Raw genomic sequence first — 19648 nt, 5'->3', positions numbered from 1 at the left:
ATCTATTAGGGTTAGCTGATTTTTGTGCGGTTTTGAGCTATTTCGCCAAAATAGATCAGAGTCATCCCCTAGTTTTATCGTATAAATTTTTTTATGAGGAATATTTAGTCGAGTTGGATCAGATAAACCTTGCTCGCTTGCGCTCGACTAGTAAAATTACAGCCTGGATTCCTGTACACAAAGAGAAAAGTTAAATGCTTGCGCTGAATACGCTGAGTAAGAAGAACCTTCGCGGCGATATGTTAGGTGGTTTGACCGCTGCGGTTGTCTCGTTACCCCTTGCTTTAACCTTCGGTGTGGCATCTGGTGCGGGTGCGGAAGCGGGTCTTTATGGCGCAATTTTAATCGGCCTATTTGCTTCTCTCTTTGGCGGTACTTCTACTCTGATTTCAGAGCCTACTGGCCCAATGACAGTAGTCATGACAGCTGTTGTTAGTACGCTAATTGCTACGCATCCTGAAAAAGGTCTCGCCATGGCCTTTACCGTCGTCATGATGGCGGGGTGTTTCCAGATAATATTTGGCTTCCTCAAACTGGGTAAGTACATCACCTTAATGCCGTACTCGGTGGTTTCAGGCTTTATGTCCGGGATAGGCGTGATATTGATCCTCATGCAATTGGCCCCCGCGTTGGGTCAAACCGCCCCTGCTGGCGGTGTGGTAGGGACCTTATCGAACCTCCCTGAGCTGGTTATGAATATCCAGTTGGGCGAATTTTTACTCTTTGTCGTGACCTTGCAGTTGCTTTTCTTTACGCCTGAAAAGCTTAAAAAGTATCTGCCACCTCAGTTAATAGCGCTGGTGTGTGTAAGTATTCTGTCGGTGCTTGTTTTTGATTTTGAGCAGATCCAGCGTATCGGTGAGATCGATGCGTCACTCCCTTCATTGGTGATTCCTCACTTCACTCACGCTGAGCTAAGTATCATGTTGGTGGAAGCGATGGTGTTGGGTATGTTGGGTTGTATCGACTCCATGCTGACATCGGTTATCGCTGATAACTTGACTCGAACTGAGCACAACTCTAACAAAGAATTAGTAGGCCAAGGCTTAGGTAATATTATGTCTGGCTTGTTCGGTGGTCTGCCGGGTGCGGGCGCGACTATGGGGACTGTAGTTAATATTCAGTCGGGTGGTCGGACCGCGCTTTCGGGTGTGATTAGGGTAGCCGCCTTAGCCATAGCGGTGTTTGGGGCCGCCTCGTTGATAGAGAATATTCCGCTTGCTGTATTGGCAGCCATTGCGGTTAAAGTGGGTATGGATATCCTTGATTGGTCGTTTATCAAACGTGCTCACAAAGTCTCCCGTCATAGTACTCTGATCATGTATACCGTATTGCTACTGACGGTCTTTGTTGACCTAATTGTTGCCGTCGGCATTGGCGTTTTCGTAGCGAATATCATCATTATCCAGAAGCTCTCTATGGTGGAGTCGCAGAAGGTACGTGCCATGTCTGATGTTGATGATGAGATCCCTCTTGATGAGGAGCAAAAATCGCTTTTGAATAAAGCGGATGGCCGTGTACTTCTCTTTTACTTGTCTGGTGCCATGATATTTGGCGTTTCTAAAGCGATTGCACGTGAACGTCAGGATATTGAAAGACACGAAGCCGTTATTTTTGATTTAAGTGATGTCTCTTTCTTGGATGACACAATGGCTCTGTCGATTGAGAACGTAGTATTTGAAGCTCTAGATTTGGGTAAGCATGTATCGATAATTACCCGATCAGAAGATGCTCAGGATAAATTGCTCAAGCTAGGTTTAGAGTCTCGTCTAAGTCGTTCAGATTTTGCTAGCTCTCGTACAGAAGCCTTGGAACGTGCTGTTAAGCACCTTGATGAATCGCAAGTTTATGCCGGTGCGTAGTTAAAGTATCGCGCTTGACTTGAGTGAATAGCTACAACCTCGGTTTTCGGAAAAATGGCTAAAAAAGACGATCGTATCTATAAAGTGATTTTTGTAAATCAGGATCAAGTTTTTGAACTCTATGCTAAGCATGTTTATCAAAGTGACATGTGGGGTTTTTTAGAGATTGAAGAGTTGGTCTTTGGAAATCGCTCTGAACTCCTTATCGATCCGGGCGAAGAGAAACTCAAAACTGAGTTTAATGGTGTAAAGCGCTCTTATATTCCTTCCCATGCGATCGTCCGCATCGATGAGGTGGAAAATGAAGGTGTTGCTAAAGTTTCTGAGGCGAAAGGAACTATTGCTGCTTTTCCGGTAGCGCCTGTACAGCCAAAATCCTAATTCCTAATTCCTAATTCCTAATTCCTAATTCCTAATTCCTAATTCCTAATTCCTAATTCCTTAATACACATTTGATAGCCAAAGGCTCTGATAGGGTTGTAGAGTTAGCGTTTCGTGTAGATCTTCACAACGAAGCCCTGAGAGTAGGTCATACCATTCGTCTGTACCTATCAAGTTTAGATTGGACAGCAGTAGTTCTGCTGGCTCGGAACTAATATTGTTAAGGCAAAAAATGCTTTGTCTCCGATCAATGCTCTGACGCCAAAATCCGAATATCTGTCCCCCTAAGTGGAGGGTGAACTGAGTTGCATTCGGATGAAATGCGGGTTGATAGGTACGAATTGATATCAGCTTCTTCATCGCTTCGAAGATTCGATGATGATGGTTGTCTGGGGTTTCTAGTGAATCCACTAAGTCATCATATTGCCAGTGATGACGATTAATAGATCGGAAGTGCCCCGTCATTTTTACTCGTTCATGATCGTTTCTCGATCCAAATAGGCTTTGAATGTAGATTCCTGGTATCCCCTCAAGCGCTAGCATGATTCTATGCGCGCATAGAAATCGTTCTTCACCCCATTCATCTGCACCTTGGGTGGTGCCCTGTAAAGCATCAAATAAGGAAATATTTATTTCATAAGGTTTGTTTTGGCCATTATCTAGTGCTCGCCAAGATACCTGCCCGCCGAAGGCTTGCATGGTTTCAATCATAGTGCTGACTTCTTCATCGCTGAGAATGCCTTCAACAGGTCGAAGACCTATACCGTCATGTGAAGCGATAAAGTTAAAGTAAGCAGTCCCATCTTGCGCTGGAGGCATGCTCATCATCCATTGTTTTAGATAAAAGCAATCTCCAGTGAGAAGCGTGTGAAGAAGCAAAGGAGGGAGAGAGAAGTTATATACGCAGTGGGCTTCATTTGCATTGCCAAAGTAGGAAAGATTCTCCCTGCTTGGGATATTCGTTTCTGTGATGATCATTGCTTCAGGTTGCGCATGTTCGATCAGTGTCCTCAGTAATCGAACTATCTCATGGGTTTGCGGCAAATTAAGGCTGCTTGTTCCTGCCTCTTTCCACAAAAAAGCGACAGCATCTAACCGAAAGATATTTACGCCTTTATCCAGATAAAGACGGATTATTTTGATGAATTCCTTTAGAACCTTAGGGTTTCTGAAATCGAGGTCGATTTGGTCGTGACTAAAAGTACACCAGACATGCTGAATTCCGTGGGGTGTTTCTACTTCTTTGAGAAGAGGGCTCGTTCTCGGGCGTATAACTTGGCTAAGATCTTTATCTGGCGATTCAACAAAAAAATAGTCACTTCCTTCGCCTTCTCCCTTTTGAAAGTTCTCGAACCATTGGCTTTCACTTGAGCAGTGATTAATAACGAGATCCGCCATAAGGCGAAACTCTGATGATATATTTTCAATGTCTTCCCAACTTCCGGCAGAAGGTCGAACTTGATAAAAGTTTGATACCGCAAACCCGTCATCTGAGCTGTACGGAAAAAAAGGCAGAATATGAATGCCGTTGATCATGCCTTGGCATTGATCATGTAAAAATCGGTATAAAGTTGCTAATGGGGTTTCTTCCGGGTGATGTATTGCATCACCATAAGCTATCACCATTAGATCAGAAGCGTCCCAGTGGTTCTTATGCGGAGTGGGGGTAAAAGAGATCTCATTCAATCGCATTAAAGTTAACAGCTCTGATGTGATGAGATCCGTGTCTTCATGCGGATAAACTAGTTCTAGATGGCTTTTGACCTGAAAATGCAGTTCTTCCTGAGAATGCTTCATTAGGCAGTCCTTTTATCTTAATGTGAACTCTTGATTATCAAGTTCGACAGCCTCCATCAGGCGGTCAAAAACATCTGGCATAGCGCTTGCGACTCGGTTCCAGCTTGGAATAAAAGGTGTTTCCATAGGGTTGGAGAGGAATTGTTCGCCTGCTGTCATGATATTTTGAGCAAACATCTCGACGGCTTTTTCCTCACTGTGGATATCTAGTTGTAAGCCATTCATGACGGCATCGTTATGGTAGGTTTCGACAAAATCTAATGCGATGCGGAAGTATGTAGCTTTCAGGGATCTAAATGTTTCGGTGCTGAATGTGTGTCCGTGAGTGGCCAATTTCCTGAGCAAGGCTTTGGTGATGTCGATCGACATTTTTGATAAGCCGGCATTTGCATCTTCTAATGATAGATTTTGGTGTTTATGATCATAGCGGTCAGCGATATCTACTTGGCAAAGTCGGTTATTTGCATAGTTACGATGCATCTCTGATAGAACGCCTATCTCAAGTCCCCAATCACTTGGTATGCGAATATCGTTGAGAACATCTCTACGAAAGGAAAACTCACCAGCCAGTGGATAACGAAAGCTATCCATAAACTGTAAATACTCAATTTCTCCAAACACTTTTTTCAAAGCACGGAGCAGGGGAGTCACCAGTAGCCGGCAAACTCTACCGTTAATTTTCCCTTCTGCTACCCGTGCATAAAACCCTTTACAAAATTCATAGTTGAATTGAGGATGGGCAACGGGATAAATCAGTCTGGCAAGTAGTTCTCTGTTGTAGGTGGTGATATCACAATCATGCAGTGCAACTGATTCTGCCCGGCCAGAGGCCAGAATATAGCCCATGCAATACCAGACATTTCGTCCCTTACCTGGCTCTTTTGGCGCGAGGCCTAAAGCTTGAAGCTCCTTATCTAATGCGCGTAAGCGTGGTCCGTCATTCCAAAGAATGCGGTGATGTTGAGGCAGTTTGCCGAAAAACTCTTGAGCAAATCTAAATTGCGATTCATCTGCACGATCAAGGCCAATCACAATTTCATTTAAGTATGGGACTTCGCAAATTTCATCGATAATATGGCTAAGAGCAGGTCCTTCTAGCTCAGAAAAAAGCGAAGGCAGGATTAGTGCTAGAGGGCGCTTGTGACTGAATTGGAGAAGTTCATTTTCTAAATCTTTTAAAGGGCGATCGGATAAATTATGTAATGTCGTGATAATGCCGTTTTGATAAAAGTCAGCCATAAGAATCACCTCTTAGAATACAAGTCAGGGGTATGAGTTGTGGTGCTTTCAGATCGTAGATTGGTGAAGTATTTGATACCTTCTGTCCAACCTTCGGGGCCTGTCGCTTGGGTTTGGTATTTGTTTGGGTTACGTATTAGAGGGCTCGGAGCAACAGGTGAGCGGATAATGATGGCTTTGTCCGCAGCATCTAGCATTGCGACATCATTTTGGCTATCACCGGCAGCAATGCTGATTAATTCATCGTTTTTTTTCTCTTTTTTGTAGTATTCGGATAACCACTTTAATGCTTGGCCTTTATCGCAATTTCCCGTTACGTTTAAGAAACGCCCCCCTTGTAGAACATTTGCTCCTGATTCTATAAGCATGGCTATAAAGGCTTGCTTCCGTTGTTCAGTACTTTTCCAAATCAAGGGCTCGCTGAATTCGCGTGAGTTTGCTTTTTCAGCATCTGCTGAACTTAAGCCGGTACTGCTTTGAATACCTGAGGGGCCTAATTGGGCGAAGGTAATAAATTCATCGGGGAAGAAGCGTGATAGATGTTGCAGCAATGATTGCCATGTTTCTCGGCATTTAGAAAATACATAGCAATCGAATTCATCCTTTTCATAAGATGAAACAAGATGGTGTTTAGGTGGTGCTGTCTGAAAGTATCCTTTAGGTACGTATATAGCAGCTCCATTTTCTACGATAAAAGGGTGCTGGTTATTGAGTTCCTTTCTTAGACATAAGAGCTCTTCATAAGTCTTGCTGGTGGTAGGGATGATTGGAACTTTTAACTTTTCTAATTGCTGTAGAGTGGGTATAGCTGGAGCATAACTATAGCTATGATGATCCAGCAGGGATCCATCTAAGTCTGTGAATATAAGTAGAGGTTGGTGCATAGCTCTTACTACCCTTTACCAAAACAGTGCTGTTTTCTTTGGTTTTTAACCTATTTGCACTCATTTCATGCGATTTTTATCGTGAGTTAGCAGCTAATGGTGCATTTTTAGGTTTTATAGGGTTAACAGCAGGAAACGTGCCGGAAATAGGTATATAGAGGGTTTTAGATCTTCAGCTGGTTAATTAAAAAAGCCGGCAGGGCCGGCTTGTGGGAGTTAGGCTAGCAAGTTGCCTAACTCGAGGGAGTGAACAGGTCGCAGTAGATATCCTGCATATTGGCGCCAGCCAAAAATGTTTGTTTACGTAATGTTTTGACGCGATCTTCAGAGCCACAGAAATAAGCTCGGTAGCCCTTGGTATTAGGTATCATGTTTTTAACTACGGCATTGATATCACCAATCTCGCAACCATCTGGTTCTGATCCGGTTTCTTCTAAAACAACGGGATAGTAAGTGAGATTTTCGTAGTGCTCACTCAACGCTTTTATCTCTTCGACAAGGTATAAGCCCGCGCTGTTTTTAGCGCCAGCGAATAAACTGATTGGACCAGTATGACCTTGTTTTAGAGCATCTCTTACAATGCCATAGAGAGGGGCTAGCCCGGTTCCGGTACCCGCCATAATGATCGGTTGGTTGGAATCTGTTTTGGTATAGAAACAGTCGCCAAACGGTCCTTGTAGCTCAATGTTTTCACCAAGCACAAAGTCATTAAGTGCCCATTGGCTAAACTGCCCATCTGCAAAAATACGTAGCTGTAATTCAATATGGTCATCAATGCTTTTTACGCTGGCGATTGAGTAAGAACGACTTAATCCATCATGACGAACTAAATTGATATATTGTCCTGCTAAGTATTCTATATCTGCTTTTAGTTTGAGTTGAAGAACGGAGTCCGTCAGTTGTTGTTTACTGATTAAGATCCCCTCGGTTGAGGATACTTGTTCATTAAGTTGAACGCTCATCTCAGAATTTGGCTGACAGCGACAAGCCAGAAAGTAGCCCTGTTGCTTTTGGGTCTCCTTCAGACCTTTTTGAGCTTCGGTTGGTGGCGTACCTTCTGTTGCTTGGAGCATACAGCACTGGCAAGCGCCAGCACGACATGAATTGGGAATGTCGTGACCAGCATCCAATAAGGCTTCTAAAAGGTTAGAGCCTTCTTTGACCGTAATATCAGCCTCTTCAAATCTGACGCTTACCATGTTGTGACTCCTTAGCGATTAAGCACGTCGTCTTTAACGCTGCCGGCAATACCTGCGATTTCGCCGATATCACTTTCACTCACGCCGAGTTCAGTCAGCGTAGCGGCTAGGTTTTCAACGACCGCATCAAAGTGGGTTTCGTTAAGCCCTTTAAGGTGTTTGTGCCCTTCACGCATATCTTGCCCGGTGTAGTTGTGTGGGCCGCCGAATACCATGGTTAAGAAGGCTTTTTGCTTGGCTGCTTGGCCATCCATATCAACATCATCGAAGTAGTGGCTGATACGGTCATCAGCAAGAACTTTGCGGTAAAAAATATCGACAGCAGCATCTACCGCTGCTTCGCCACCAATTCGCTCGTATAAACTCATCTCTTTTTCCTCTTGGGCTACCTCGCCTTCTTTAGGGCGATTCAGAACATCATCTCTTACACTTTCCGCGATACCAGCGATTTCGCCAATATCATCACTGCCAACACCCAGTTCAGTTAGGGTCGCAGCTAGGTTTTCCACTACCGCATCAAAGTGGCTATCGTTTAGCCCTTTGAGGTGTTTATGGCCTTCGCGCATATCCATGCCGGTGTAGTTGTGGGGACCACCAAAAACCATGGTCAAAAAAGCTTTTTGTTTTGCGGCTTGACCTTCCATATCAACATCATCGAAGTAGTGGCTGATGCGCTCATCTACCAACACTTTGCGATAAAAAATATCCACAGCAGCGTCTACCGCTGTTTCGCCGCCTAGTCGTTCATAAAGGGAGGCTTGGCACTTAGCCCCGCCGAAAATTGATTTCAATTTGCTGAAGAAACAACCCATGTTAGATCCCTCATTCTTTGATTTGTGAAAGCATGTAGCCAACTGCTAAGCCGATCTCTTCGTCCGAAAGATCTGTAAAACCACCTTTAGCTGGCATCAGGCCAATACCATTAATGGCATGTCCGACCAGAACGGCCTTGCCCTGAGTCGCTCGTGTTTTCCACATCTTTTTATTGCCAACGATTGGAGCGCCATTGATACTTTGCGCATGGCACGCAAAGCATCGGCCCTCGACGATCTCTTTCCCTTGTTGCAATTCGGGAGATAGAACAGCAGTTTTCGTTGTCTCGCTTGAATCACATCCTGTGGCGATAAAAGACACTAGGATTAGTGTGAACAGCGACATCAGAGCACCGTTAAACATGGGATATTACTCGCCTAGAGGTACTCGAATAACGACACCGCCCATAACATCACCGAGTTTAAAGTCTGTTTTAGGGCTATCTTTATGACCGTTGTGACAGCTCACGCAGGCTTTTACAGAGGCAACATCCGCGTAAACCGCAGTGAAGTAGTCTTTGCCTCCTAGTGTTTCTGTTCCGTAGAAGTTTTTACCCAAGTTTGTGGCAACGTACTCAAGGCCTTCTTTCTCCATGTCAGTACGAGGGGCGTTTTGTGAATTGATTGGCCAAATTGACTGGAGAGAATATGTGAAGTCGTCCGTTACTTCAGATACCGATTCATACCCTAAACGGAACATCTGTGCTGGAAGTGGTACGCCGTTATCTACATCTTTCCAGTGCTCAACTGGCATAACGGCATCAGCACCTTTAGGGCCAAGACGACCGACAATATATTTTGTGTAGTTAGTACGGTCAGCATTCATTACTGCGAAGAGTGCGTCAGTGTGTTTGCTTGGATCGATACCAACCGCTTTCTCTTCTTCCTGACAGCCTGTAATTGCTAGTGCAGTTGCCGCTATTGCAGTGGCTAAAGTTACTTTTTTCAGCATAGTATTTTCCTCGTTCCCCAAGTTCTCATAAGTAAATCGATCAAGGACTATTTAGCTTCTCGGTCTAAAACCATCTGGATCGATGGAATGTTTTGAGAAGGAAGTCCTTTAAAGTTGTTTTCAATCAGTACTTCGTCAGCCAAAGCGTCGATGCTGAATGAAAGGGAGTGACAATCCATGCAAACGCTTCGGATCATCTTTTCATTCGGACGTAAGTTCATGCTTTGGTTGTGCTGTACGCGAACGACCTCTTCACCAAATTCTTTGTGTACTTCGCGCGGCATATGACAGGTCGCACAGGTCACGCCGCTGCCTGCTTGCAGTTCGCCTTCTAGCTCTTGCTTCCAAAGTTCTGCGTGAGGTGAATTCGTATAGTTTTGTGTATGGGTATCGTCGTGGCAGTTGGTACAGGATTCGACAGCAGCGAGTTTTGGTTCAGGTTTATGCGCATCGTGGCAGCTTGCACAGTCTAGACCTGTTGTATCAGCGTTCTCATGGAAAGCGGCTCGACCGGTGGCTGGAGACATCTTGCCCAGTCCTACCGATAGCTTCATCCCGTGTTTTCCTGCCAAAAAGCCTTTTTCTTCGTGTGTATGACAGCTGTTACATGCTGCAAGGCCAGGGTCGTCTTGCCACGTTTGTCCTTGTGGAGCATGACAGCTGGTACAGTTCACACCTGCTGTCGCATGGATGCTTTCACTCCACTCTTTAAGGTGTTCAGGCGAGGCGGAAGGCGCATCAGCCTGATCTATTGATAGACTTGCTTTACGTTCGATTGATTGTGTACCGGTTCGAGCTAAAACTTGGGCCATTGCTTTGATCATCGGACCTTCGTTGTTGCTCAAAAGGAAATCTTCATAGAGTGCACGGTTATCGTGATAGTTGTGGCAACCTGCCGAGGCACAAGTGTCAAATCTCATGCCTTCATGACTTGGTCGTTCTTCGGCAATTTCTGCATGGCACTCGTAGCAGAAGTCGTCTGGTAGCGTTACACCCATCTCGAAGGTTTGATCTTGTTTATGTTCGCCATGACAGGTCACGCAGCTCACGGCATTGATCTTTTCAAGTCGATCTGCGTTACGTGGGTCGGTAAACTTTTTGATTGGGTGTGAATCGTGAGATGTTTTCAGCTCTTCTTGGTGGCAGCCTAGGCATGCATCGTGAATGATCTCTTCGCCCCCAAAAGGATCGGTATGACAGGTATCACAACTCATTTCGATCTGATGGTGACCGTGTGTTGCTTCACCGATTATGAAGTCAGGCTTCTGTTCTTCTAAGAACATCTGGTAACCCAAATAGCCTGCCAACGATAAGCAAAGTACTAACCAAGCAAGCCAGATAGATAATTTACGACTCATGAATATCTCTCCGACCTAAAAATAGTAAACACTGAGAATGTGGAAGCTTAAAAGGGCTGGCAGAGGCCAGCTCAGCAGCAAGTGACCCCAAAAGCCGATGCTGCGCAGTTGCTGACCGACATTGAAGGAAAGCTTGTGTTGCATGCTTATCGCGAGGCTGATCACAATGCCTAAACCCGCTAAGAGTAAGAAATTGATTAGTAGCCATTGGTTAAGGGCTTGACCGCTATTGAATCCGGTATGGGCCAATAAAATGATCAGGCAGAAAAGGGCCAATATAGTGTGCAGGCTGCGCCACAGTTTGTAAGAGCCAAACTTAAGCGCTTTGCTGCGTTTCTTAAGCGACATCAGAAGGCCAACAACCGTAAGGCCTAACAGCGTGAAACCAGTGACTTGTTTGTAGAAACCATCGTTCCAAAAAAGATCTAAACGCATCGCATCTTGCACGGATGTGCTGACAGTAAAAGCGGGTACCATAAGAAAGGCAATCAATGCGGCGAATACACCTAAAGAAGTGATCAATAGATTGCTGCTGTCCGGTGCTGCTTGTTGCTCTGCTTCGGAGCCAAGGATTTGTTGAACAAGTGGCTTACAGCTACCACATGTGGTGGTAGCGCCGGTGCATTTGGCAATTGTTTCCATTGAACAACAGTCTTGCAGCTCCATGGCATAGCTGAGTTGCCCGCGAGTAACGTTGTTGCAGTTGCAGATCACTGCAGTTTCCGGCCAGTTTTCTGGGCTATTAGACGCTGGATTCCACAGGTTTCCGGTAAAGCGAAAGCGCAAAATCTGCCATGCATACACTCGGCGCTGGTGGGTGATCAGCTCCTGAATACGAGGGATCTCATCCCAGTCGCCAATCGCCATCGCGCCTACAATTCGTCCTCTTCGAATGGCCAGTTTGCGATATCCGCCATCTTTGGTCTTGTAGCTGAAAAACTGTTTTTTATCGTAAGGCTGATCGTCTAAAACATCACCCATACTGAATACTGATTCGCCGACGACTTTAAGGCGAGCGATGCTATGAGAGCCTAAATATTGGCTATCGCCTTGAGTCATATGATTAGCAGCAACAGAGGCTTGTTCGAAGCCTGGAGCTACCAAACCGTAAACTTTTTCTCGGTGTTCCGCGCATTCACCAATGGCGTAAACATCCGGATGCGATGTTTGTAAGTTATCGTTGACGCGAATGCCTCTGCCCACTTTGATCCAAGCTTTACGCGCTAACTCAATATTAGGTTTGATACCCGCAGAAATAAGTACGGTGTCGCATTTGAGTGTTTCACCGTCACGTAGTTTTACACCCTCAACCCGTTGATCACCGACTACGCCTTTAACCCCTGCGCCGACAATGACGCGGATACCCATAGATTCAAGCTGGCTTTGTAGCATTGCTGCGGCATGATCATCTAACTGCTGATTCATGATGTGGCTAGCTTGCTGGACCAAAGTGATATTGGTCAGATTACCCTGCATAGCACGTGCCGCTTCTAAACCGAGTAAGCCGCCGCCAACCACGACTAAATCTTGGCTGCGTGTTGTACGTGCTTTGAGTTTTTCAGCATCGCGCATGTTGCGGAATGTGAATACTCCTTCCAGATCTACCCCAGTGATATGTGGAACGTGTGCACGAGAGCCAGTAGCGATCACTAGTTTGGCGTAGTTGTATTGATAAGCTTCCGAATCTGTAACACTGTGATTTGCGGTATCAATCGAAACGATCTCTTTGCAGAGGTATTTGAAAAGAGGATCGTTATCTAATTCATCGAGTGGAAGTAACAAGTTTTCCGCAGAATCTTGACCTGCGAGTAGGGCGCTCAGACGAACACGGTCATAGGGAAGGTAGGGTTCATTACCAAATAAAATTACGGGTGCTTGAGGTGCGTTTTTACGCAACTCTTGAATAAACCTAAATCCAACAGGACCAGCTCCGACCACAATGATCGCTTGATCCCATTTGTCAGCACCGTTGCCCACTTTTGGTTGTACTTCGCTCATTATTTGCTCCCCTCGGTCGTGCTCAATGACCTTGGTAGTGATAGAGCAAAAGGCTTGCCAAAAATGTTTTACATGCACATTTTTTAAAAATAGTTCTTCTAAATCAATAGGTTGTATGGATGCTATGTATGTCTGTGAATTAGGTTGTTCTTTATGTTGCTATGCACCATAAATTGGCCTGCTCAAAAAAACAGCAATAAAACTGCGCAGAGAGGTCGCCTGATCGGTGTGCTAAAAAGGAGCAAAAACGTTTTTTTAAGTAAGCGCTTTAACCGGTTGCCCTAATTTGGACAAGCTTGAAGGGAGAATTAGTAAGAATGATTTAAGTGTTAGCTAAAGGCTTTTTGGTTACACAACTAGATCAACCTGCTGTAAGGTGCCAGTCTCGCCTTCCTCTGTGAGAAAAAGGCCTGTTGCACGAATTTTTCCTGCCATTTCGTCACTATGTTGGCCTGCACTTAGCTCCCAATCCGTTCGGGAATAACCAAGATATAAAGCGCCAATATCTTTGTCGACTAAGCTGAACATGCTGCTACTGCCATCATCGTGCTGAACCCAGATGCGTAATTGATCCCAGATCGCATCGCCTTCATCGATAAAACCGTTGTTATCATCATCGTAGGCCGCGAGTTCTTTAAAGCCATTACCTGACTGTGCGCCAAACAGCTCGTTACCATTATCAATTGAGCCGTTGTTGTTTTTGTCGAGGGCGATATAGCCGCTAGCATCATCAAGACGATGAACGGTATCCAGCTCACCATCACTATCTATATCGAACTCAATAGTATCGGCGCTAAGTTCGGCGGCTTGACCAGAAAAGTTGATCACTAGAGGATCTTTAAGCGCTGCTCCCAAACGAATTTGAAAACTGTGATTCTCGCTGAGTGAGCGGCTCATATTGAGTTGTAGGTTGAGATCGATAACCCGACCGTCTGCAGTACGCACTTGCCCTTGGGCTTGAAACTGGACTTGCTCGGTCGAGGTCGTGGTTTCGCTGTAGCTGTATTCAAAGCCGTGTTCTAGGGCTTCGCCAGAAGTAATACTCAGTTGGCTGGCGGATGTCGTCACTTGCCCGGTAGTAGCACTGTTACCACTGTTTCCTACAGCTTGCGCATCTAACATGCCGACGTTGAAGCTTTTGCCCGTCATGCTCTCAAACAGCTTTTTTAGAAGCTCAATTTTGACTTTATCTTCTGGGTTTAGCTCAAATAGACTTGAGCTACTCCCTGTCGTCTTTGTGATTAGCTGATCAAGGCTGTATTTACCGACATTTTCCCGTTCCATCTGTTTGCGGAAATCGGCATAGGTTGAGTCATCAGCTTGAGTGCTTTGATTTACTTCTTTTACCACCCGCTCCCTGTGGCTACCTTCGACCAAGTTTTCTTTATTGAAAGCATCGCCAGCGCGAACATAACCCTCGGTTAGATGTTCTCTAATTTCGGTATAGGTCGATTGGTGTGCTGCACTCTCCAGTGCAATATCAGAAGCTGCAATACGCATTGCTTCACCCTCTAATGCTAATTATTCCATTCGATAGTTATCGGCAGCAGTCGAGGGAAGCAAAGGGTGAAACTAAGAATATGAAAAAGTTTCAGTTTCTTTCATCAGAACAACAGTGTTTTAGAGCGCTTGCCAGGGATCTCGCGAGCAAGTTTTGGCACTAGGTAGCCCGGTAATGTTGCCTGCAGCTGTTGATGCAATTCAATAGCTTGATCGTCAGGGATATCAAAGTGAGCAGCGCCTTTAACTGGATCTAGGGTGAATAGATAATAGGGTAGAATTCCGAAATGGAATAGCTTCTCACTCAGGTCCGTTAGCGCAGTTAAGCTATCATTTACGCCTTTGAGTAATACGGCTTGGTTTAAAACGGTAATGCTGGCTGCTCTAAGGTCTGCGCTAGCTTGTTCAACCAGTTGATCCAATTCATTCGCATGATTGGCATGAAGGACCATCGCGATATCGAAACGGCTATTGGCAAGGATAGTCGTTAACTCGGAGGTTACCCGCTGCGGGATCACTATGGGCAAACGCGTGTGAATTCTTAACCGTTTTAGATGAGGGATCTCTTCTAAATCAGTGATCATTTTACGCAAACGTTTATCAGAGGTTGCTAAGGGATCTCCCCCGGAAAAGATCACTTCGGTAATGCTGCTGTCTGCTTTTAAGTACTCAAGTACTTGTTGCCACTGTTCAGAACCTAGGCGGTTGTCTTGATAGGGGAAATGGCGGCGGAAGCAGTAACGACAATTTACGGCACAAGCTCCACTTAGAATAAGCAGTACACGACCATGGTATTTGTGGATAAGTCCATCACTGTGGTTCGCAGCCATCTCTGCAAGAGGATCGGTGACATAACCTGGAGCATCCGCATTTTCCGCATCTAACGGCAAAATTTGGCGTAGCAATGGGTCGTTTGGGTTGCCTTTTTCAATCCGTTGTAGAAATGGTTTTGGCACTTTTAGTGAGAATAGATCACTCCCTTGTTGCGCGCCATTGAGTAGCGACGAGGGGAGATCTAATAGTTTGAGCAGTTCTGCGGGATCATCAACAGTGTGACTCAGCAGCTGTTGCCAGTCGGCTTCTTCCGTGATGGGAATTGGATTAGAAATAGAATTCATGATGTTTTTGTACGGAATTACGACTGAAAGTTGCTCGCATTTTCCTTTCAAGTAGAATGTCTGTCAATTTTACGATCAACAGGGTTTGTTGGTTGAGAAAAACTTACAAGAGATACAGAGAACATTATGGGCAACATTTCTACTAACCAGTTTAAAAATGGTCAGAAAGTAATGATCGACGGCGATCCATGCGCAATGGTTGACGTTGAATTTGTAAAACCAGGTAAGGGTCAGGCGTTCACACGCGTTAAGTTGCGTAACCTGATGTCCGGTCGTATCTGGGAACGTACCTTTAAATCAGGTGAGAGCGTTGAGCAAGCTGATGTAATGGATACGACGATGGAATACTCATACTACGATGGTGAGCTATGGTACTTCATGGATCCAAATACTTTTGAGCAGGTAGGTGCGGACGAAAACGCAGTTGCTGAAGCTAAGCCATGGTTGAAAGAGCAGGACTCTGTAACGGTTACTTTGTTCAACGGTAACCCAATCTCTGTAACTCCTGCTAACTTTGTTGAGTTAGAAGTAACTGAGACAGATCCAGGCCTTAAGGGTGATACTGCTCAGGGCGGTTCTAAACCAGCTACATTGAGCACTGGCGCTGTTGTACGCGTTCCTTTGTTTATCAACGAAGGTGAAGTACTAAAAATTGATACACGTACGGGCGAATACGTTTCTCGCGCGTAATGTTGTTAAGGGGCAGATCTTCTTCTGTCCCTTTTCCTCTCCTAGATTTATTTCTCTTACCTTGTCATCTTCTTGACGAACACTACGACAAACAGCGCCATTGTAAAACTGCCTAGAAAGGCTTCCACAGCTGCAACAAACCTTGCGAGCCCTATAGGTGCGATATCGCCATAGCCCAGCGTGGTGAAGGTCACAACGCTAAAGTAGATCGCATTGAGAAATTCCAAGAAAATGGCTGTAGCTCCGGTGCTGTCTGAATAGATGGGATTGGATGCGGTGGTGCCGAGAAAGAAATACACCAGTGCGCACAGCAATATCAGGCAGACTGAAAACATTACGACCCTGATAGGGGATTCGCCGTAACCACAAAACAGATCGACCCCTTTTGAGATAATGCGTCGGGAACTGTACATGGGCATTTGGTAGCGCCTGAAGATCATCTCCTTCTTAAAAAAATGACCGGCAATCTCAAAAAGCCCCTCTTTTTCGCATTGTTTGCGGATTATTCGTGCTACCTCTTCGGCCTCTTGGCATAAAGATACTGCGTCTTGAACTTTATTCTGCTGAAAGGCTTCAAGCGCTCTGCGTTCTTGTTGGAGTTCATCTCCCCATTCAATGTTTTCAAGCCGAGTGCGGCTTAGATCTGCGCCGAGTAAGTTACAGTTTTCTAAATGGGCACAATGAAGGTTGGCGCCAGCCAAAGTACTTTTCATTAACGATGAACCACGTAGGTCTAATCCAAAACAGTGGGCATTGCGCAGATTCGCGCGGTAAAAGTCAGCTTCCCGGCATTGATAACCGTGCTTGCTACCACGGTTTACTAAATTGATATCTTCCAACTGCGTGCGTGCTAACTGAAATCCATCGAGAGGCTTGCCTGCTTGAGCCCATTTTTCCACAGCGTCCTTTACGCCTTCATCTTGGTTTTTATCCACAGAAGGGTCGTGCCAGTAGCATAGGCCTGATTCATTGGCGGGCTCACTGCATTGCCAACCATCTGGATTGCAGTAAGAACAGTTTTTAGGTGTTGTCATGGCTGCATACCTCTACAGCGACCGTTATTCGGTGATATGCATAGTGTTCTTAAGTGTAGAAGGGGATAAGTGAAGTGACCAAATGGATGGACAGTTCTGTATAGGGGCCATTGATTTAATTTTTATTGAAAGGTGTCTAGCTGATAAAGTTACACCTATTGGTTTTAGATGGAATAAGTAACTTCAGTATGAGTGATTGGCAGCCTTCAGCTTCAATCGAAAACTTGCGTAAACGCGGCGAGTTATTCGGTTATATTCGTGATTTCTTCAGACAGCGCGGTGTATTGGAAGTAGACACTCCAGTGATGTCGAACTGTGCGGTGAGCGACCCTTTTATCGACAGCATAGAGGTTGATTACCGAGAAACGGTAGGCCTAGAAGGGCGAAAGTTGTATCTACAAACATCTCCCGAATATGCCATGAAGCGTTTGTTGTCCGCTGGTAGCGGGCCGATCTATCAGATGAGTAAGGTGTTTCGAAATGGCGAATACGGTCGTCGTCACAATCCTGAATTTACTATGTTGGAGTGGTATCGCCCGGGCTTTGATGATGCTGACCTGATAGATGAAATTGAAGCCTTGATTAAGCCTGTCTTACAGTTAGATCAGGTAGAACGTATCACCTACTCGGATCTGTTTTTCCGCTATTTAGGCTTTAGGCCGGAAGAAGTCGTTTTAGAAGACCTAATTAAAGAAGCGCGTAAGCATATAGAGATTGAGCTAGAAGACTCTGATCCAGATACTTGGCTGAATTTGTTGATGTCTCATGTCATCGAACCACAGCTTGAGCAGGTCGATGCCATCTTTGTAATGGATTATCCTCAAAGCCAAGCTGCACTGGCACGAGTGCGAAAAAATGCAGCGGGAATTACTGTCGCGGCAAGGTTTGAGCTGTTTGTCAGAGGTGTTGAGCTAGCGAATGGCTATTACGAACTTACAGATAGTGTCGAACAAAAGCGTCGTTTAGATGCTGACCAAAATCAAAGAGCTGCATTGGATCTACCACAGCGTCCTCTTGATATGCGTCTTGTGGATGCGCTGGATGTAGGGATGCCTGATTGTGCTGGCGTGGCTTTGGGTGTTGATCGGTTGTTGATGTTAGCGCTACAGGAATCTTCCTTAGCCAATGTTATCCCTTTCGATCTGCCGCGTGCTTAAGTGGGGTAGGTGATGCTTATGAATCAGCTTAAGTTGGTTTACGGTGGTTATCAGAGCCAGCTTGGTCACTATTGCGATATTTGGGTTGATGATCAGCCACTACTTGATTGGGTGCGTGATTATGAAGCGGCTTTTGCAGACAGTATTAGTGGAGCCTACATCTGTGGTTTTAATCAAGAGATGTTGCAGCGAGCTTGTACTGATAGTGAGATCGTATTAACGCCATTTGTGTGTAACTGTGGTGATATAGATTGTTGGCAGTTAAACCTAACGCAATCTTGTTATTCAGATATCGTAGCTTGGCACAATTGGAATAATCCAGCTCGGTCTAAACAGGAGGGGTGGGATTATCGAGATTTTGCTCCGCTGAATTTCTCAGCGGAGCAGTATTTTGATGAATTGAAACGCGTTCTTACACTTATTGAATCTAAGTCGAATCTTTAGGTTTTAGGCTGGTAGTTCATTGACCAGCGCACGTTTTATTCGGCGAACTGCTTCTTCTAGCGTGCTTCGGGTGCAGCCGAAATTCAAACGCATATAGTTATTATCGCCAAAGTCTCGTCCCGGAGACATGCCTATACCAGCTTGCTCAAAGAAATGTGCAGGGTTGGTCAATTTCGCTCCTGATACATCAATCCAAGCAAGGTAGGTGGCTTCAATTGGGGCTAGTTTCAGGCCGGGGATCTGATTGATCTCCTTTTGTAGGTAATCACGATTAGCTCTAAGGTAATCAAGCTGTTGTTGATTCCACGCTTCTCCTTCCTGATAAGCGGCAATAGCAGCGGTGTATCCAAGTAGATTCACGTCAGGCACAACACCTTTCTTAGTATTAATGAACTTCTTGCGTAGCTCCGGATTACCAATAATGGCAAAAGAACAGCCTAAGCCGGCAATGTTAAAGGTTTTACTTGGAGCCATTAGGGTAATCGTTCTTGCCGCAATCTCGGGGCTAAGTGAAGCAATAGGTGTATGTTGTAGCCCTTGTTCGAGAATCAAATCGCAGTGTATTTCGTCTGAGCAGATATAGAGATCGTGTTTAATAATAATCTCGGCAAGTTGCTCCAGTTCTTCTTTGCGATAGACCGTGCCACCGGGGTTATGAGGGTTACAAAACAGTAGCAGTCGTGTTCTATCGGTGAGGGCATTCTCTAACGCATCAAAATCGATGATCTTGCGGCCATCAATATCCTGCATAGGTAGTGTGCAAACCTCACGATCTGATAGGCGAGGAGCCGACATAAAAGGCGGGTAGATAGGTTTAGGGGTTAAAACCGTATCTCCACTTTCACCGAGGCTGCGACAAGCGAGGTTTAGGCCGCAAACTAAACCGGGTAGCCAAACAATATCATTGCTATTGACCTCCCAGTCGTAAAAAACCTGCATCCTTTCAATAACCAGCTCATTAAGCTCAACAGGAACATTTGTGTAACCAAAAACACCGTGGTCTATACGTTCATGTAGCGCTTTAATCACGGCGGGTGGAGACATAAAGTCAGTGTCAGCAACCCACATAGGTAGGATGTCGCTATCGCTGTATTTTTCCCACTTTTGACTCGCTGTACCTTTACGGTTGATTTGATAATCAAACTCTGTGGACATGATCTCTCTACTTGTTCGTTATTTGCCGAAAACACGGGTTGCAAAACAGCCGCCCGGCGTTATAGTGG

General features: G+C 45.2%; 18 protein-coding genes. 5 read left to right on the top strand and 13 right to left on the bottom strand.

From position 1 onward, the window contains the following. Nucleotides 1-194 precede the first annotated feature (194 nt). Entirely contained in the window at nt 195-1862 is a 1668-nt protein-coding gene (locus tag ACMXYV_RS15530) for a SulP family inorganic anion transporter (protein ID WP_415889357.1), read from the top strand. A 54-nt stretch (nt 1863-1916) separates the two neighbouring features. Continuing rightward, a complete protein-coding gene (locus ACMXYV_RS15525; protein ID WP_415889356.1) occupies nt 1917-2243 on the top strand; it encodes a DUF1820 family protein in 327 nt (108 codons plus the stop codon). 60 nt (nt 2244-2303) lie between these two features. On the opposite strand, the gene ACMXYV_RS15520 is transcribed toward ACMXYV_RS15525, so the two are convergent. From ACMXYV_RS15520 to epmB, 11 genes are all read right to left on the bottom strand, one after another. After that, a complete protein-coding gene (locus tag ACMXYV_RS15520; protein WP_415889355.1) occupies nt 2304-4040 on the bottom strand; it encodes a sugar phosphorylase in 1737 nt (578 codons plus the stop codon). Nucleotides 4041-4052: 12 nt separating this feature from the next. After that, complete coding sequence (locus tag ACMXYV_RS15515; protein ID WP_415889354.1) at nt 4053-5279, bottom strand: glycosyl transferase; 1227 nt, start codon at nt 5277-5279, stop codon at nt 4053-4055. 5 nt (nt 5280-5284) lie between these two features. Further along, nucleotides 5285-6163 carry an HAD-IIB family hydrolase gene (locus tag ACMXYV_RS15510; protein ID WP_415889353.1) on the bottom strand — a complete coding sequence of 293 codons (879 nt, stop codon included), beginning with the start codon at nt 6161-6163 and terminating at the stop codon, nt 5285-5287. Nucleotides 6164-6396: 233 nt separating this feature from the next. Beyond that, nucleotides 6397-7362, bottom strand: a complete 966-nt coding sequence (locus ACMXYV_RS15505; RefSeq protein ID WP_415889352.1) for a 2Fe-2S iron-sulfur cluster-binding protein — start codon at nt 7360-7362, stop codon at nt 6397-6399. An 11-nt stretch (nt 7363-7373) separates the two neighbouring features. Further along, entirely contained in the window at nt 7374-8174 is an 801-nt protein-coding gene (locus ACMXYV_RS15500) for a group I truncated hemoglobin (RefSeq protein ID WP_415889351.1), read from the bottom strand. Between the two features lie 10 nt (nt 8175-8184). Then, nucleotides 8185-8520, bottom strand: a complete 336-nt coding sequence (locus ACMXYV_RS15495; RefSeq protein ID WP_415889350.1) for a c-type cytochrome — start codon at nt 8518-8520, stop codon at nt 8185-8187. Nucleotides 8521-8544: 24 nt separating this feature from the next. Next, nucleotides 8545-9126, bottom strand: coding sequence for a DUF3365 domain-containing protein (locus ACMXYV_RS15490; RefSeq protein ID WP_415889349.1), 582 nt, complete (start codon nt 9124-9126; stop codon nt 8545-8547). Nucleotides 9127-9173: 47 nt separating this feature from the next. Continuing rightward, on the bottom strand, nt 9174-10484 hold the full coding sequence (locus tag ACMXYV_RS15485) for a cytochrome c3 family protein (RefSeq protein ID WP_415889348.1): 1311 nt from the start codon (nt 10482-10484) through the stop codon (nt 9174-9176). Nucleotides 10485-10499: 15 nt separating this feature from the next. Continuing rightward, nucleotides 10500-12482: an FAD-dependent oxidoreductase gene (locus ACMXYV_RS15480; protein ID WP_415889347.1), complete on the bottom strand. Its 1983-nt coding sequence runs from the start codon at nt 12480-12482 to the stop codon at nt 10500-10502. Nucleotides 12483-12830: 348 nt separating this feature from the next. Then, nucleotides 12831-13982: a hypothetical protein gene (locus ACMXYV_RS15475; RefSeq protein WP_415889346.1), complete on the bottom strand. Its 1152-nt coding sequence runs from the start codon at nt 13980-13982 to the stop codon at nt 12831-12833. Nucleotides 13983-14086: 104 nt separating this feature from the next. Continuing rightward, the gene (gene epmB / locus ACMXYV_RS15470; RefSeq protein WP_415889345.1) at nt 14087-15100 is read right to left on the bottom strand and encodes an EF-P beta-lysylation protein EpmB; all 1014 of its coding nucleotides are present in this window, start codon (nt 15098-15100) and stop codon (nt 14087-14089) included. 126 nt (nt 15101-15226) lie between these two features. Here epmB and efp point away from each other — a divergent pair, with 126 nt between their 5' ends. After that, the gene (efp, locus tag ACMXYV_RS15465; RefSeq protein ID WP_415882477.1) at nt 15227-15790 is read left to right on the top strand and encodes an elongation factor P; all 564 of its coding nucleotides are present in this window, start codon (nt 15227-15229) and stop codon (nt 15788-15790) included. A gap of 56 nt (nt 15791-15846) precedes the next feature. Here the strand turns inward: efp and ACMXYV_RS15460 are convergent, their stop codons facing one another. Continuing rightward, nucleotides 15847-16824 (bottom strand): ion channel, encoded by a 978-nt coding sequence (locus tag ACMXYV_RS15460; RefSeq protein WP_415889344.1) that lies wholly within the window; start codon nt 16822-16824, stop codon nt 15847-15849. Between the two features lie 188 nt (nt 16825-17012). Here ACMXYV_RS15460 and epmA point away from each other — a divergent pair, with 188 nt between their 5' ends. Both epmA and ACMXYV_RS15450 read left to right on the top strand, forming a co-directional pair. Continuing rightward, nucleotides 17013-17981, top strand: coding sequence for an elongation factor P--(R)-beta-lysine ligase (gene epmA, locus ACMXYV_RS15455; RefSeq protein WP_415889343.1), 969 nt, complete (start codon nt 17013-17015; stop codon nt 17979-17981). Between the two features lie 18 nt (nt 17982-17999). After that, complete coding sequence (locus ACMXYV_RS15450; RefSeq protein ID WP_415889342.1) at nt 18000-18425, top strand: hypothetical protein; 426 nt, start codon at nt 18000-18002, stop codon at nt 18423-18425. A gap of 3 nt (nt 18426-18428) precedes the next feature. Here the strand turns inward: ACMXYV_RS15450 and ACMXYV_RS15445 are convergent, their stop codons facing one another. After that, nucleotides 18429-19580 (bottom strand): MalY/PatB family protein, encoded by a 1152-nt coding sequence (locus tag ACMXYV_RS15445; protein ID WP_415889341.1) that lies wholly within the window; start codon nt 19578-19580, stop codon nt 18429-18431. Between the last annotated feature and the right edge of the window lie 68 nt (nt 19581-19648).

It is taken from the genome of Neptuniibacter sp. SY11_33 (genome assembly GCF_047778025.1).
GTDB lineage: Bacteria > Pseudomonadota > Gammaproteobacteria > Pseudomonadales > Balneatricaceae > Neptuniibacter.
The sequence above is the reverse complement of the archived record's forward strand: the minus strand, read 5'-3'. Positions and strand labels throughout refer to the sequence as shown.

Excerpts from the sequence above, each read along its gene's own strand:
- ACMXYV_RS15490 (WP_415889349.1), bottom strand. The coding sequence starts at position 9,126 with ATGCTGAAAAAAGTAACTTTAGCCACTGCAATAGCGGCAACTGCACTA.
- ACMXYV_RS15505 (WP_415889352.1), bottom strand. The coding sequence starts at position 7,362 with ATGGTAAGCGTCAGATTTGAAGAGGCTGATATTACGGTCAAAGAAGGC.
- ACMXYV_RS15525 (WP_415889356.1), top strand. The coding sequence starts at position 1,917 with ATGGCTAAAAAAGACGATCGTATCTATAAAGTGATTTTTGTAAATCAG.
- ACMXYV_RS15445 (WP_415889341.1), bottom strand. The coding sequence starts at position 19,580 with ATGTCCACAGAGTTTGATTATCAAATCAACCGTAAAGGTACAGCGAGT.
- ACMXYV_RS15530 (WP_415889357.1), top strand. The coding sequence starts at position 195 with ATGCTTGCGCTGAATACGCTGAGTAAGAAGAACCTTCGCGGCGATATG.
- ACMXYV_RS15475 (WP_415889346.1), bottom strand. The coding sequence starts at position 13,982 with ATGCGTATTGCAGCTTCTGATATTGCACTGGAGAGTGCAGCACACCAA.
- ACMXYV_RS15460 (WP_415889344.1), bottom strand. The coding sequence starts at position 16,824 with ATGACAACACCTAAAAACTGTTCTTACTGCAATCCAGATGGTTGGCAA.
- epmA (WP_415889343.1), top strand. The coding sequence starts at position 17,013 with ATGAGTGATTGGCAGCCTTCAGCTTCAATCGAAAACTTGCGTAAACGC.
- ACMXYV_RS15485 (WP_415889348.1), bottom strand. The coding sequence starts at position 10,484 with ATGAGTCGTAAATTATCTATCTGGCTTGCTTGGTTAGTACTTTGCTTA.
- ACMXYV_RS15510 (WP_415889353.1), bottom strand. The coding sequence starts at position 6,163 with ATGCACCAACCTCTACTTATATTCACAGACTTAGATGGATCCCTGCTG.
- ACMXYV_RS15495 (WP_415889350.1), bottom strand. The coding sequence starts at position 8,520 with ATGTCGCTGTTCACACTAATCCTAGTGTCTTTTATCGCCACAGGATGT.
- ACMXYV_RS15480 (WP_415889347.1), bottom strand. The coding sequence starts at position 12,482 with ATGAGCGAAGTACAACCAAAAGTGGGCAACGGTGCTGACAAATGGGAT.
- ACMXYV_RS15450 (WP_415889342.1), top strand. The coding sequence starts at position 18,000 with ATGAATCAGCTTAAGTTGGTTTACGGTGGTTATCAGAGCCAGCTTGGT.
- ACMXYV_RS15515 (WP_415889354.1), bottom strand. The coding sequence starts at position 5,279 with ATGGCTGACTTTTATCAAAACGGCATTATCACGACATTACATAATTTA.
- epmB (WP_415889345.1), bottom strand. The coding sequence starts at position 15,100 with ATGAATTCTATTTCTAATCCAATTCCCATCACGGAAGAAGCCGACTGG.
- ACMXYV_RS15500 (WP_415889351.1), bottom strand. The coding sequence starts at position 8,174 with ATGGGTTGTTTCTTCAGCAAATTGAAATCAATTTTCGGCGGGGCTAAG.
- ACMXYV_RS15520 (WP_415889355.1), bottom strand. The coding sequence starts at position 4,040 with ATGAAGCATTCTCAGGAAGAACTGCATTTTCAGGTCAAAAGCCATCTA.
- efp (WP_415882477.1), top strand. The coding sequence starts at position 15,227 with ATGGGCAACATTTCTACTAACCAGTTTAAAAATGGTCAGAAAGTAATG.